The following is a 14,038-nucleotide window of genomic DNA, read 5'->3' as shown; positions in this document are numbered from 1 at the left end:
GGTGGTACCAGTGGGAAGAGGGGAAGTGCAGTCCTCGTACGGTGAGAGATAGGACCGTTGCAGTACGTAGCCGATCGGCCGATGGCACCGCCCGGCGTACGCACGGCCTGACCAGGGCGGCGGGTTCAGGCCAGCAGTCCGTGCTGGGGGAACACCGCCCGCCGGGTGGCGAGGATGGCCTGATCGAGCCGGTCGGCCGGATCGTAACCCGAGTCGAAGTCGCGCCAGGCGGGGCGGGCGCCGTCGGTCATCCGCAGCGGGGCCGGGCGGCGGGTGCGGCGGTAGACCTCGGCGCGCCAGGACTCGGGGGTCTCGGTGGCCGGGTCGACGGGCCGGGCGGCGGCGGTGGCGACCAGGTGGGTCCAGGTGCGCGGGACGACGTCCACCACGGCGTAGCCGCCCCCGCCGGTGGCCACCCAGCGACCGCCGGCGTACTGGTGGGCGAGGTCGTGCAGCGCCTCGGCGATCAGCCGCTGGGCGTCCACGGTGACGGCGAGGTGGGCGAGCGGGTCCTCCAGGTGGGTGTCGGCGCCGTGCTGGGTGACCAGGACCTGTGGCCGGAACGCGTCGAGCAGTTCGGGCACCAGGGCGTGGAAGGCGCGCAGCCAGCCGGCGTCGCCGGTGCCGGCGGGCAGCGGCAGATTGGCGGCGGAGCCGGGGGCGTCCTCGCCACCGGTCTCGATCGACCAGCCGGTCTGCGGGAAGAGCGTGGCGGGGTGCTCGTGCAGCGAGACGGTGAGCACCCGGGGGTCGTTCCAGAAGGCCGCCTGGACGCCGTCGCCGTGGTGGACGTCCACGTCGACGTAGGCGACCCGCTCGGCGCCGAGCTCCAGCAGCCGGGCGATGGCCAGCGCCGGGTCGTTGTAGACGCAGAAGCCGGAGGCCTTGCCGGGCATCGCGTGGTGCAGCCCGCCGCTGAAGTTGACGGCGTGCGGGGTCTCGCCGCGCCAGACCGCCTCGGCGGCGGCCACGGACTGGCCGGCGATCAGTGCCGAGGCCGAGTGGATCGCCGGGAAGGACCAGTTGTCGTCGGTGCCCAGCCCGTGCAGCGGGTCGGAGCGCTCGGGATGGGCGGCGGCGTTCCGGACCGCCTCGACGTACTCCCGGGTGTGCACCAGCCGGAGGGTGGACTCGCCGGCGGGCGGCGCGGAGCGGACGGTCACCCCGGGCCCGGTGCTCAGTCCGAGGGCCTCGACCAGGCGCATGGTGAGGGCCAGCCTGGTCGGGTCCATCGGGTGGCCAGGGCCGAAGTCGTAGGCGGTGACAGCCTCGTCCCAGAAGAGGTGCAGGCCGCAGGGGGTGTCACGCTCGGCTTCGGGCATGGCCTCCACCGTAGCGGGTGGCGGTGGCCGGACCGCCGTCAGGGCGCGCCGGGGCGGCACTCGCGGGAGCCGCCGGGCGCGGGGTGCGCAATGAAACTACGGAAGTTGTGGGGCAGCTGTGGAGGCGGGTGTTGAGGCGGTGCAGACAAACGCTTTGCGACTCCATATCCTCTCCGCCATGAAGCCATTCAGCGTGCAACGCCTTGGGGTAATTCTCGCTGCAATACTGGGTTTTGGCGTCTTCTTCGCCGCCCAGCCGGCCTCCGCCGCGGTCAGCGGCACCACGTTCGCGGTCGACAAGTCGACGGCGAAGGCGGGAGACCAGCTGACCCTGACGCTGTCGCTCACCAACAGTGAGACCAGTCCCATCTACTTCGCCTACGAGGCCGTCCAGCCGACCTGGCCGGCCAACACGCAGGCCGGAGCGTTCACCGTCCTCAGCTGCACCGGTGACACCTCCGACTGCGCGATCAACGGGAACAGCGCCAACTTCCACTTCAACGCGCCGATCGCGCCCGGGGCGACGAAGAGCGTCACGCTCACCGTCAAGATCACCGACACCCCGGCGTGGGGCACCGCACCGTACACGCTGAACTGGGCGCCGTACGTCTACTACGAGTTCGGCCAGGTCGGCAACGGCACGGCCAAGGACCAGGGCTGGACCTACGGAGTGCCCGAGCTCCAGACCGTGATCAGCTGACCCCCGCCCCGTCGACCACCCCCGCCGCCACGCCGGCGGCGGGGGCCGGGGCGAAGCGGTCGGCCAGCGGCAGGACGGCGAGCACCAGCAGCATCGGGGCGAGCAGCGCCCAGCGGTACGAAGCGGCGTCCGCGATCGCCCCGACCAGCGGCGAACCCAGCAGGAACCCCACGTAGTTGAAGAGGTTGAGCCGGGCCACCGCGGCGTCGGAGTCGGCCGGGAAGAGCCGGCCGCCGGCCGCGAACACCTGCGGGATGATCGCGCAGATGCCGAAGCCCAGCACGGTGAAGGCGGCGATGCCCGCCCAGGCGCCGGGCGCGACCGCGGCCAGCCCGAAGCCGAGCGCGGCCAGCGCGGCACCGGCACGGACCACCGGGACGGCGCCGAAGCGCTGCACCGCGCGGTCGCCCAAGGCCCGGCCGAGCAGCATCGCGACCATGTAGCCCAAGTAGGAGAGCTTGGCGAGGTCCTCCCGGCTGCCCAGCCCGTCGGTGAGGTACTTGACGCTGTAGTTGGAGACCGAGGCGTCCGCGATGTACGCGAAGGCCATCGCCAGGCAGAGCGGCAGCAGCGGACGCCAGGGGACGGACCGGGCGGCGGCCTCCGCGGCCTCCCGGACGGCGTCGCCGAGTTCGGCCGGGCCGGCGAGCAGGCCGCCGGTCAGCAGGGCGAGCGGGGCGACCACCGCGGCGGCCGTGCCGAACAGCACCGGCAGCCCGAGGTCGTAGTGCGAGCCGAGGCCCGCCAGGGCCGCGCCGATGATGCCGCCGAGGCTGAACGCCGCATGGAAGCCGATCATGATCGAGCGGCCGTAGCGGTGTTGGAGCCCCACCCCGAGCATGTTCATACTGGCGTCCAGCGCGCCCACCAGCAGCCCGAACGCGCCGAGGGCCAGGGCGAGTTGCCACAACGTACCGCCCAGTCCGGCGGCCGCCAGGCTGAGGCAGACGGCGGGCTGGACCACCCGCAGCACGGTCCGTGCGCCGGTGCGCTTCACCAGTTGCTCGGAGACGATCGAACCGACCCCGGCCAGAACCGGCACCGCGGCCAGGAAGACCGGCAGCAGCCCGTCGCTCAGCCCGTACCGGTGCTGGATCTCCGGGATGCAGGTGACCAGCAGGGCGAAGGTGACGCCCTGGAGCAGGAAGCTGACGGCGAGCGCCGCCCGCCCGACGCGCAGACCGGGCGCCATGGCGGACGGGACGGGCCCTGCGGACGGTGCGGCACTCAAGCGGACCTCCAGGCGGACTCCACACGGACCTCGCAGACCTCGCTACCGACCGGTAGGACGATGTTGGCGAGAGCGTAGGGGGTGCGCCGCGATTACGGGAGGGGTCGCGCAGCGGTCATTTCCCGCCGGAGGCCAACTCCCGGGAACGGTCCCGCGCCGCCTCCAGGGCACCGAGCAGCGCGGCCCGCACCCCGTGGTTCTCCAGCTCGCGGATCGCCGCGATGGTGGTGCCGGCCGGGGAGGTGACCGCCTCGCGCAGCTTCACCGGGTGCTCGCCGGAATCGCGCAGCATCACCGAGGCGCCGATCGCGGACTGCACGATCAGGTCGTGCGCCACCTGCCGGGGCAGCCCGAGCAGGATGCCGGCGTCGGTCATCGCCTCGACCAGGAAGTAGAAGTAGGCCGGACCGGAGCCGGAGAGCGCGGTGGCCGCGTCCTGCTGGGACTCGGGCAGCCGCAGCGCCTTGCCGACCGAGCTGAAGATCTCCTCGGCGCGCACCAGGTGCTCCTCCCCCGCGTGCGAACCGGCCGAGATGACGCTCATCCCCTCGTCCACCAGGACCGGGGTGTTGGGCATCACCCGGACCACCGGGGTGCCGGCCGCCAGCCGCTCCTCGAACCAGGCGGTGGGGACGCCGGCCGCGGCCGAGATCACCAGCCGGTCCGCGCCGACGTGCGGGGCCAGCTCCTCCAGCAGGGCGCCCATGTCCTGCGGCTTGACCGCCAGGATCAGGGTGTCGGCAAGCTTGGCGGCCTCGGCGTTGGAGACGGCCACCACGCCGTAGCGGGCCGCGAGTTCGGCCGCCCGCTCCGGGCGGCGGGCGGTCACCAGGACATCGGCCGGATCCTTGCCCGCCCGCAGCAGACCGGAGAGCAGGGCCTCCCCGATCTTGCCGGTGCCCAGGAAGGCGATCTTCTGTCCGTGTGCTGCGCTGCTGCCCATCGTCCGCTCCTTGCCTCGGTACTGCGGCCATCCTCGCACCGCCCACCGGCACACGCGGGGACCGTCCGACCCGTGGTCGCCACGGACCCGAACGACCCTTGCCCCTAGGGAGAGAACTCGGGGGTTTCCCCTATGGCCTCCCGGCTCCGGGGAGCGCACCGTGGAGTCATGGCACACGACGAAATGTCCCGACGTGAGAACCGGCAACTCGCCGTCGCCTCGGCGACCGTGGGCCCGTGGCGGACCGCCGCGGGGGTCGGTGCGGTGGTGGGGGCGACGGCCCTGGGGATCGAGGCGATCTCCGGGAACTGGTCGCTGAGCATGCTGGCCTCACCGGCCGGCTGGGGTCTGTTCTTCTTCTTCCTGGTCGGCACCGTCGGCGGCCAACTGCGGCGTGACACCACCGACCGGCGACTGCGCCGCTGGGCGAACGAGCACCCGTGGCAGTCCGCGCTCCCGGCAGCCGGCGGCCTGCTGGCACTGAACACGCTGGCCCAGCTGTTCCTCGGCGACGAGGGCCTGTTCGGCGCCTTCTTCCTCTCGCTGCTTCCGGCCGGCCTCCTGCTGGCGATCGCCGGGGTGGTCGGGTCGGTCAAGCAGGCCCGCGGCAAGGGCTGACGGCCACCCGCGACCTGCCCGTTTCCGGACAAACGACACCGGTCCCACGGATCACGCACACGCGTTCACCACGAAGTGTGCCCCCGATCAACGGACCGTCACACCCTGTCGGCATACTGGCGCGATGCCGACAGCCGAAGATCCGCAACCGCGCCCCGAGACGGGCCGCGAGGCGGGCGGGAAGGACCCGTTCGCCGACCTCGTCCTGGACGAGGAATTCGTCCGCGGGGCCACCGTCAAGGAGCAGAGCGGGCGCACCCGCATGCTGTCCGCCCGGTGGAAGCACACCCCGCCGGTCGACCCGGGCGGCCGCCGCTCGGTCAACGACGGCCCGTCCGCGTCCAAGGGCCGGTTCGGGCGCAAGCCGAAGCCCGCCGCGCTCGACCCGTGGGGCAACCCCCGCCGCCCGCGCCGGCGCGGCTGGCGCGCACCGGTGCTCGTGGTGCTGACCATCGCGGTGGTGCTCTCCGCCCTGAACGTCGACGGGCTGCGCACATGGTTCTCGGACCACGTCTGGAAGAACTCCTCCGCCGCCCCGGTGCCCACCGTCGCCCCGGAAACCGCCAGGCCGACCTCGGCGCCGCCGGCCACCCCCGACGACCAGCCGACCGTGGACCACCCCTGGAAGGGCTCCCCCGCCGAGGGCTGGCCGAACGGCCCGGAGGCCTTCGTGCTGCCCGAGGCCAAGGCCGTCGGCGTCTTCTCGGCCGACGAGGTCGCCGCCCAGCTCCAGTCGGTCAAGGACTACCTGATGGCCTCCAACCTCGACCCCCGGGTGATCGCGGGGGCCCGTCCGGACGCCGCCCTGGCGATGCTCGACCGCCAGGAACGGGCCAACGCCGTCACCGCCCTCGACCACCCCGCCAAGGAGACCGACCCGACCAGCTGGTTCACCCGTTTCGACCCGCGCGAGGCCGCCCTGGTGGGCACCACCGTCAAGGTCCAGGGCCGGATCAGCTTCGAGGAGGACGGTGACGGCGGCGTGCTGGTGCACACCGACTTCACCTTCGTCTACCCGCTGCAGCCGGGCCCGGACGCGGAGAAGCTGGCCTCGTCCCGCCGCCGCACCCCGGACACCGCGCCGGGCGGCACCGCCAAGCCGGTCGGCCTGGTCACCCGGGCCGCCGCCACCGACAACGGCGACACCTGGACGACCCGCACCATCGTGCGCAAGGTCGACGACGTCCGCTTCTACGACCCGAAGCACTACAAGGTCGACGCGAAGAAGCTGGTGTTCGCCAAGACCCAGTGGGACGCGGGCAACAGCGCCTGCGACGTCTACGACGGCTTCCTGCACCCGCAGTTCCAGCAGTTCACCAGCCACGACCCGGCACCGACCGGCCCGACCACCGACCCGTACGACCGGAACAAGGACATCGCCCCGGCCGACCAGTGCGGCAGCGTCAGCCGGACCTAGGGTCTCATCGGGAGGCGTCAGCGCTTGCGCTTGGCCCGGCCCGGCGCCTTGGCGTCGGGCCGGCGGCTGCGGCCCGCCTGGCGCTTCTCGTACTGGGCGACGGCCCGCTCGTGGGCGGCCCGCCGGACCGCCTCGCCGGGGGCCTCGACCAGGCTGCGGGCGAAGTAGGCGAGCAGCGATCCGGCCCCGCCGATCAGCCAGACCGCGCCGAGCGACTTCTCCTCGGCCATCCAGCCGGTCAGCTGGTCCTTGCCCTCGGTGAGCACCTTCCAGGTGCGCCGCACGGCCATCATCGAGCAGACCGCGATGGCGGCGGTCAGCAGCCCGTTGAGGAACGTGCCGTTGTCGGAGAGGGCGATGCCCTCGATGCCGAAGCGCAGCAGCAGCACCACGGCGGCCGCCGCGACCAGGGCGCCGATCGACACGGCGACCCGGCGCGGCCAGTAGCCGTTGTCCCGGTTCAGCCAGCTGGTGCCGAACCAGCGGATCGGCTCCGGCTCGGGGGCGCCGACGGGAGTGGGGGCGGGGGTGGGGGGCTGCTCGCTCACGCCGTCGATTATCACCCGACCGCCGCACACGGCGGAGGAGCCGTCCCGGCCGGTGGGACGGCTCCTCCTCGTTCTGTGCGGGCCCGGTGCCGTACCGTGCGGGCCCGGCCGGGTCAGCCGAGCTTGGACACGTCGCGGACGGCGCCCTTGTCGGCGGAGGTGGCCATCGCGGCGTAGGCGCGCAGGGCCTGGCTGACCTGCCGGTCGCGGTTCTTCGGCCGGTAGCCGCCCGCGGCCTCCAGGGCCCGGCGGCGCTCCGCCAGGACCTCCTCCGCGACCTCCAGGGAGATCCGGCGGCCGGGGATGTCGATGGAGATGGTGTCGCCGTCCTCGACCAGCGCGATGGTGCCGCCGGACGCCGCCTCCGGGGAGGCGTGGCCGATGGACAGGCCCGAGGTGCCGCCGGAGAACCGGCCGTCGGTGACCAGCGCGCAGGCCTTGCCCAGACCCCGGCCCTTGAGGAAGGAGGTCGGGTAGAGCATCTCCTGCATGCCCGGGCCGCCCTTGGGGCCCTCGTAGCGGATGACGACGACGTCGCCCTCCTTGACCCGCTTGGCGAGGATCGCCTCGACCGCGTCCTCCTGGGACTCGACCACGACGGCCGGACCGCTGAAGGTCCAGATCGACTCGTCCACGCCGGCGGTCTTCACGATGCAGCCGTCCTCGGCGAGGTTGCCGTACAACACCGCCAGGCCGCCCTCGACCGAGTAGGCGTGCTCGACGCTGCGGATGCAGCCCCTGGCGGAGTCGGTGTCCAGCGACTCCCATCGCTCAGACTGCGAGAAGGCCTCGGCGGAGCGGACGCAGCCGGGGGCGGCGTGCCACAGCTCGACGGCCTCCGCGGAGGGCGAACCGCCGCGCACGTCCCAGGTCTTGAGCCACTCGGCGAGCGAGTCGGCGTGCACGGTGTGGACGTCCTCGTTGAGCAGCCCGCCCCGGTACAGCTCGCCGAGGATGGCCGGGATGCCGCCGGCCCGGTGCACGTCCTCCATGTAGTACGAGCCGTTCGGCGCGACCTTGGACAGGCAGGGCACCTTGCGGGAGATCGCGTCGATGGCCCGCTGGTCGAAGTCCAGCTCGGCCTCCTGGGCGGCGGCGAGCAGGTGCAGGATGGTGTTGGTCGAGCCGCCCATGGCGATGTCCAGGGCCATGGCGTTCTCGAAGGCGGCGCGGGTGGCGATCGCCCGGGGCAGCACCGAGGCGTCGTCCTGGCCGTAGTGGCGATTGGTGATCTCGACGACGGTCCGGCCGGCGTTCTCGTAGAGGGCGCGGCGGGCGGTGTGGGTGGCGAGCACCGAACCGTTGCCCGGCAGCGAGAGGCCGATCGCCTCGGTCAGGCAGTTCATCGAGTTGGCGGTGAACATGCCGGAGCACGAACCGCAGGTGGGACAGGCGTTCTCCTCGATGATCGCGATGTCCTCGTCGGAGACGTTCTCGTTGACCGCCTGGGAGATCGCGTCGACCAGGTCGAGCTTGCGCACGGTGCCGTCGACCAGGGTGGCCTTGCCGGCCTCCATCGGGCCGCCGGAGACGAAGACGGTCGGGATGTTCAGGCGCAGCGCGGCCATCAGCATGCCCGGGGTGATCTTGTCGCAGTTCGAGATGCAGATCAGGGCGTCGGCGCAGTGCGCGTTCACCATGTACTCGACCGAGTCGGCGATCAGGTCCCGCGAGGGCAGCGAGTAGAGCATGCCGCCGTGGCCCATCGCGATGCCGTCGTCCACGGCGATCGTGTTGAACTCGCGCGGGATGCCGCCCGCCCGCTTGATCGCCTCGGAGACGATCCGGCCGACCGGCTGGAGGTGGGTGTGCCCGGGCACGAACTCGGTGAAGGAGTTGGCGACCGCGATGATCGGCTTGCCGAAGTCCTCGCGGGCTACGCCGGCCGCCCGGAGAAGCGCCCGGGCGCCTGCCATGTTGCGACCGTGGGTGACCGTACGGGACCTCAGCTCGGGCACTGTGCTCCACTCCTTCGGGGCTCTCGCGGGCACCCCGCTGCTGGGAGGGTCCGGGGGCCGCTGTGGGTACCGAGCCTACGCCCGCCGTCCGGCCGGCGGACGCTCCGTCCGCGATGCGGGCAGGCGGCGGGCCTCCCCGGTCAGTCCCGCCCGACGGCCACGGTGAGGTCCAGGACGTACGGCTCGACCACCTGCCCGTCCGGGAACTCGGCCAGCAGCGCCGCGCGCTCGGCGGCGAGCAGCGGCTCGCGCCGCTCCGGGGCCAGCGAGGCGAAGTAGGAGCGCGAGGTGAGGTTGTCGACCACCTGCTCGACCGGCACCTGCCGCTGCCAGCGCAGCTCGGCACGGGAGACCTCCAGCCCGGCGGCGGCGAAGGGCGCCGTCAGCTCGGCGATCCGGCGGTAGCCGTGGTAGCGGCCCGACAGCGCCGCCCACAGCCGCTCGTCCCGGGCGCGCACCCACGGAACGCTCTCGTCGAAGACGTTCCACCAGGCCGCGACGGCACCACCCGGCCGCAGCACCCGCAGCACCTCGGGGACGGACTTCTCGGGGTGCGTCCAGTGGAAGGCCTGGGCGTAGGTGATCAGGTCGGCGGAACCGTCGTGGAACGGCAGGTCGTCGCCGACGCCGCGGACCAACGGCAGGTCCGGCGAGACGGCCTGGAACTGCGCGGCCATCCCGGCGGAGGGCTCGACCGCGACGACGTCCGCACCGCGGGCGGCCAGCAGACGGGTGGCGATGCCGGTGCCGGCGCCGACGTCCAGAACCCGGGCGCCCTTGAGCTCGCGACCCCAGAGCCGCTCCAGCTCGTCGAACAGCCCCTCCGGATAGCCGGGGCGGCCGCGGTCGTACGCGGCGGCCACCGCGCCGAAGCTCCCGGCCAGCTCGCGGAAGTTGCGGACCTCACTGAAGCCGCCCACCTCGCCGGCGTTCTGATCACTCGTCACTTCTCCCCCTCCGTAAGGCGGTTCGCGCCCGATCCGGCCGGACGGCTCAGCGTACGCGCGAGGGGGTGGCCAGGTGCAAGCGGGTAAAAGCGAGGGCCTCGGCCAGATCGGCCTCGCGTTCGGCGGGGGAGGCCGAGCGCCGGGTGTTGACCTCCAGCACCACGTGGCCGGCGAAACCGGTGCGGGCGAGGTGCTCCAGCAGCTCGGCGCAGGGCTGCTTGCCGCGGCCGGGGATCAGGTGCTCGTCCTTGCCGGAACCGCTGCCGTCGGCCAGGTGGACGTGGGCGAGCCGGTCGCCCATCCGCTCGACCATCGCGAAGGTGTCGATCCGGGAGGTGGCGGCGTGCGAGAGGTCGATCGTGAAGTGCCGGTAGTCCTCGTCGGTGACGTCCCAGCCCGGCGCGTACGCGAGCATCTCGCGGTCGCGGTAGCGCCACGGGTACATGTTCTCGACGGCGAAGCGGACGTCCGTCTCGCCCGCCATCCGGTTGATGCCTTCGACGAACTCCTTGGCGTACTGGCGCTGCCAGCGGAACGGCGGGTGGACGACCACCGCGCTCGCGCCCAGCTTCTCGGCCGCCGCCCGGGCCCGGACCAGCTTGGTCCACGGGTCGGTGGTCCACACCCGCTGGGTGATCAACAGGCACGGCGCGTGCACGGCCAGGATGGGCAGCCGGTGGGCGTCGGAGAGCCGGCGCAGGGCGTCGATGTCCTGGCTGACCGGGTCGTTCCAGACCATCACCTCGACCCCGTCGTAGCCGAGCTTGGCGGCCAGCTCGAAGGCCACGGCGGTGCTCGCCGGATACACCGAGGCGGTGGACAGCACCACCTTGGTGTCGGGGATGTGCAGGGCCGGGTGCCGCGGCAGCACCAGCCGGTCGGTGGTGCGCAGCAGCGGTGGGCGGGCGGCGTCGCGCTTGGCGGCCTTGACCGAGCGGACGGACTGGACGGCGGCCTTGGCGGCGCCGGCGGCCCGGGCGGTGCGGGTCTCCTTCGGGACGGGCTTCGCGGCGGCTCTGTTCGGGGTGGTCTTCCCGGTGGCGGGCTGCTGCGCGGTGCGCTTCCGTGCGGTGGCTGTCTTCGCCGTGTTCGCCGGACCCGCCGCGGTCGGCTTCGCGGTCTTCGCCGCTGCCGTCTTCGCGGTGCGCTGGGCGGCCTTGACGGCCTTCGCGGCCTGCTTGGCGGCCTGGGCGGCGGTGGCGCCCGTGACCGCCTTGCCGAGCCGGCGGCGCGGACCGTCCGGCCGCGACTGCCCGCTCCCGGGAGTGCGGCCCTCCTGCGTTCCGTCCTCGCCCGCTGGTTGCACCACGGGAGACAGCGTAAGCGGATCACGCCGCGAACGGGGCGGGATGACCGGCGCAGTGACCATCGGCACGTCGACCCGGCCGGCGGTCGATCGACGGCCGGCGGTCGGCCGGGCTACGGGGTGAGCGCCGGGCGGCGGCGGTCGGCCGGGCTGTCCATGGCGTCCAGGCGGCGCAGGATGATGCCCTCGCGCAGCGCCCACGGACAGACGTCCAGCTCCTGCAGGCCGAACAGGTCCATCGCGGCGTCGGCGACCAGCGCCCCGGCCAGCAGCTGCTTGGCCCGGCCCTCGGAGACGCCGGGGATCCGGGCGCGCTCGGCGACGGTCATCGCGGACAGCCGGGGCAGCCAGGAGGCCAGCCCGCTGCGGGTGAGCCGGCGGTCGGCGTACGGACCCGCGTCGGCGGGGGCCGCGCCCGTCATCCGAGCCAGCTGCTTGAAGGTCTTGGAGGTGGCGACCGCGTGCCGCGGCGGGCCGAGGCGGTTGATCTCGCCGACCACGGCGGCCAGCTCGGCCCGGATGTGTCGTCTCAGCTCGCGCAGCACCTCCGGGTCGGCGATGTCGCCCGGCAGCCAGCGGGCGGTCAGCCGGCCGGCGCCCAGCGGCAGCGAGCAGGCGACGTCCGGCTGTTCGTCCAGGCCGCAGGCGATCTCCAGCGAGCCGCCGCCGATGTCCAGGTTGAGCAGCCGGCCCGAGGACCAGCCGAACCAGCGGCGGACGGCCAGGAAAGTGAGCCGGGCCTCGTCCTGCCCGGAGAGCACGCGCAGCTCGACGCCGGTCTCGGTGGCCACCCGGCGCAGCACCTCCTCGCCGTTGGCCGCCTCGCGCACGGCGGAGGTGGCGAACGGGAGGATGTCGACGACGCCCTTGTCCTCGGCGACCCGCAGCGAGGACGCGACATGGCCGACCAGCCGCTCGACGCCGGCCGCGCTGATCGCACCGTCCGCGTCCAGGAGCTCGGCCAGGCGCAGCTCGGCCTTGTGCGAGTAGGCCGGCAGCGGGGCAGCGCCCGGATGGGCGTCCACCACGAGGAAGTGGACCGTGTTGGAACCTACGTCGAGCACACCGAGTCGCATAACTCTCCACGCTACGCGATGCGGACCCTGGTGAGAGGGGGTGCGACGGTATTCGCGCTGGTCCGGGACCGGGCGGCGGTGCCGACGGCGATCCGGCCGACCGGGTCGTCCGCGCCCGGACCGCCCGGGCGCTCAGTGGCCGCGCGGGCGGGCGGGGTGACGGCAGGGTGGGCGACGGTGACGGCATGGGCGCAGCCTGTTGTGGCGGCCGGCCGTCACAACAGGCCGTCCCACAGCTGCTCCACGATGACGGCCCACCAGTTCTCCGGGTCGGCGAACACCGTGCCGTCCACCTCCGCCAGCGCGCGTTGCAGGGCGTCCACCGCCCCGCCCGCGGCCACCGGGTCGAGCCCGCGCAGAGCGGGCCACCAGCCGGCGAACACCTCCAGGCAGCGGACGAAGGCGCGCAGGCTCTCATTGCAGTGACGGACGGTCGCGCAGTCCGGGTCCACCGCCCGGACTGCGCCGTCCACCGGGCCGAGGGCCAGCAGCGCCCAGCCGTCCGTCCCCAGCACCAACTGCCCGGCGAGCGCCAGGCGCTCCCGCTCGGAGGCCCGGGTGCCGCGCCCGGACTCGGCCAGCTGCGCGGCGAGCGGGGGCAGGACGGTGCCCTGGCGGGTGCCGTCGGCGATCGCCTCCGTGCCCGGGTGGTGCAGCGCGAAGAACCCGGGCACGGCCACCGGGACGCCCACCGCCAGCAGCAGCGCGGCCGCGTCCCCGGGCAGTTCGGCGCGGGCGACGTCCGCCGGCTCGAAGCGCTGGACGCCCGCCGGGCCGAACCGCTCCGCGAGCCGGGCGGCGAGCGCCGTGTCGGACTCGTCGGCCGCCTCGCCCGCCGGGTGTGCCCCGCCCGGTGCGCGGGGGAAGGGCGCCCGGTTGCGGGCCGGACCGTCCGGCGACGCGGGCAGCGCCCGTACGGCGGCGGCCCGGTGGTCGAAGCGCGGGCCGTACGGGAGCTCGAAGTCGATCCGGGCACGGGGCAGTTCGGCGGTCAGCGCGTACGACCAGTAGCCGCCGGGCAGGGCGCTCATCCGCAGGTCGGTCCGGACGGCGAGCACGTCCTCGGCCGCCACACCCTGCTCGCGCAGCCACCACCAGCCGCGCAGCGCCGGGTGCGGCAGGCCCGCCGCGGAGCGCAGGGCCAGCGACCGTTCCTCACCCGTGTCGTCCCGGTAGGTCAGCTCGGCCCGGGCACCCCGGCCGGTCACCGGCGGGAGGGTCGGATCGTAGCCGCCGGCGCCCACGAAGTCCCGGTACAGCCCGACCACTTCGTCCACCGGCACCGAGGGCCACACTGTGAACCGTCCGCTCTCCCGGTCCACCACGGCACAGGCCGCCCCCACCTCCTCGGGCGCCCGCCGCTCCCCCGTCCGCGGGTCGACCACCACCCGGGCGGGCTCCGCCCACACCACCCAGCCGAGCTCGAACTCGTGGGTGCACACCCGCCGCACCGCCCCGGCACCCTGCGGCAGATCCCCGTTGACCCACCGGTGCCCCGCCTCCACCGCCTGCGCCCGCGAAATCACCCGGCCACCCCCGTCCCGTCCACTCCCCGCCGCCCGTCCCGGCCCGACCCGCGACCCTACGCCCGCGCCAAGCACCGGAGGCGCACCCCCCTCATACACGAGAAGTCGGCCCCGCCGACTTCCCACGCGGGCGTCCACATCCCCTGCCGCCCCGCAGCCGGCCCCGGAAGAATGAATATGACGTCCGGTCTACATATTCACGCGCAGACCCAACCCCGCCCGGACCGGATCCGCGTGAGAAGTCGGCCCGGCCGACTTCTCACGCATCACCCCGCTGAATATGTCGGTCGGTCTACATATTTCCGCCGAACCCGAACTCAGCCGCCCCGAATGCGCACAGAAAGTCGGCGGGGCCGACTTCTCGCGCAGGCTCCTTCCACTGCCCCGCATTCCACCGCCCAGAAAAACCACCGCGGCCCGCCGCACAGGAAGTCGGCAGGATCGAC

12 protein-coding genes are annotated in these 14,038 nt (G+C 73.5%); 3 read left to right on the top strand and 9 right to left on the bottom strand.

The window, feature by feature from the left end; all coding sequences use genetic code 11:
* Positions 1 to 125: 125 nt before the first annotated feature.
* The gene (locus ACWGJO_RS15855) at positions 126 to 1,322 is read right to left on the bottom strand and encodes an acetoin utilization protein AcuC (RefSeq protein ID WP_380351274.1); all 1,197 of its coding nucleotides are present in this window, start codon (positions 1,320 to 1,322) and stop codon (positions 126 to 128) included.
* 178 nt (positions 1,323 to 1,500) lie between these two features.
* Here ACWGJO_RS15855 and ACWGJO_RS15850 point away from each other — a divergent pair, with 178 nt between their 5' ends.
* Complete coding sequence (locus tag ACWGJO_RS15850; RefSeq protein WP_359902736.1) at positions 1,501 to 2,022, top strand: hypothetical protein; 522 nt, start codon at positions 1,501 to 1,503, stop codon at positions 2,020 to 2,022.
* On the opposite strand, the gene ACWGJO_RS15845 is transcribed toward ACWGJO_RS15850, so the two are convergent.
* Together ACWGJO_RS15845 and proC are read right to left on the bottom strand one after the other, a co-directional pair.
* Positions 2,015 to 3,214 carry an MFS transporter gene (locus tag ACWGJO_RS15845; protein WP_452184196.1) on the bottom strand — a complete coding sequence of 400 codons (1,200 nt, stop codon included), beginning with the start codon at positions 3,212 to 3,214 and terminating at the stop codon, positions 2,015 to 2,017. The genes ACWGJO_RS15850 and ACWGJO_RS15845 overlap by 8 nt on opposite strands.
* Positions 3,215 to 3,368: 154 nt before the next feature.
* The gene (gene proC / locus ACWGJO_RS15840) at positions 3,369 to 4,196 is read right to left on the bottom strand and encodes a pyrroline-5-carboxylate reductase (protein ID WP_359902730.1); all 828 of its coding nucleotides are present in this window, start codon (positions 4,194 to 4,196) and stop codon (positions 3,369 to 3,371) included.
* A gap of 168 nt (positions 4,197 to 4,364) precedes the next feature.
* Here proC and ACWGJO_RS15835 point away from each other — a divergent pair, with 168 nt between their 5' ends.
* Together ACWGJO_RS15835 and ACWGJO_RS15830 are read left to right on the top strand one after the other, a co-directional pair.
* Complete coding sequence (locus ACWGJO_RS15835) at positions 4,365 to 4,814, top strand: hypothetical protein (RefSeq protein ID WP_359902728.1); 450 nt, start codon at positions 4,365 to 4,367, stop codon at positions 4,812 to 4,814.
* A 124-nt stretch (positions 4,815 to 4,938) separates the two neighbouring features.
* Positions 4,939 to 6,231, top strand: coding sequence for an SCO2583/SCO2584 N-terminal domain-containing protein (locus ACWGJO_RS15830; protein ID WP_452184173.1), 1,293 nt, complete (start codon positions 4,939 to 4,941; stop codon positions 6,229 to 6,231).
* Positions 6,232 to 6,248: 17 nt separating this feature from the next.
* Here ACWGJO_RS15830 and ACWGJO_RS15825 read toward each other — a convergent pair whose 3' ends face one another.
* From ACWGJO_RS15825 to ACWGJO_RS15800, 6 genes are all read right to left on the bottom strand, one after another.
* Positions 6,249 to 6,779, bottom strand: a complete 531-nt coding sequence (locus tag ACWGJO_RS15825) for a hypothetical protein (protein WP_452184171.1) — start codon at positions 6,777 to 6,779, stop codon at positions 6,249 to 6,251.
* 113 nt (positions 6,780 to 6,892) lie between these two features.
* Positions 6,893 to 8,737 (bottom strand): dihydroxy-acid dehydratase, encoded by a 1,845-nt coding sequence (ilvD, locus tag ACWGJO_RS15820; protein WP_452184169.1) that lies wholly within the window; start codon positions 8,735 to 8,737, stop codon positions 6,893 to 6,895.
* Between the two features lie 140 nt (positions 8,738 to 8,877).
* Positions 8,878 to 9,684 carry a class I SAM-dependent methyltransferase gene (locus tag ACWGJO_RS15815; protein ID WP_452184167.1) on the bottom strand — a complete coding sequence of 269 codons (807 nt, stop codon included), beginning with the start codon at positions 9,682 to 9,684 and terminating at the stop codon, positions 8,878 to 8,880.
* Between the two features lie 46 nt (positions 9,685 to 9,730).
* Positions 9,731 to 10,534: a sugar phosphate isomerase/epimerase family protein gene (locus tag ACWGJO_RS15810; protein WP_452184194.1), complete on the bottom strand. Its 804-nt coding sequence runs from the start codon at positions 10,532 to 10,534 to the stop codon at positions 9,731 to 9,733.
* Between the two features lie 569 nt (positions 10,535 to 11,103).
* Positions 11,104 to 12,066, bottom strand: a complete 963-nt coding sequence (locus ACWGJO_RS15805) for a Ppx/GppA phosphatase family protein (protein WP_452184165.1) — start codon at positions 12,064 to 12,066, stop codon at positions 11,104 to 11,106.
* A 215-nt stretch (positions 12,067 to 12,281) separates the two neighbouring features.
* Complete coding sequence (locus ACWGJO_RS15800) at positions 12,282 to 13,592, bottom strand: SUKH-4 family immunity protein (protein ID WP_452184163.1); 1,311 nt, start codon at positions 13,590 to 13,592, stop codon at positions 12,282 to 12,284.
* Between the last annotated feature and the right edge of the window lie 446 nt (positions 13,593 to 14,038).

This window comes from Kitasatospora sp. NPDC054795 (assembly GCF_053611565.1).
The sequence above is the reverse complement of the archived record's forward strand: the minus strand, read 5'-3'. Positions and strand labels throughout refer to the sequence as shown.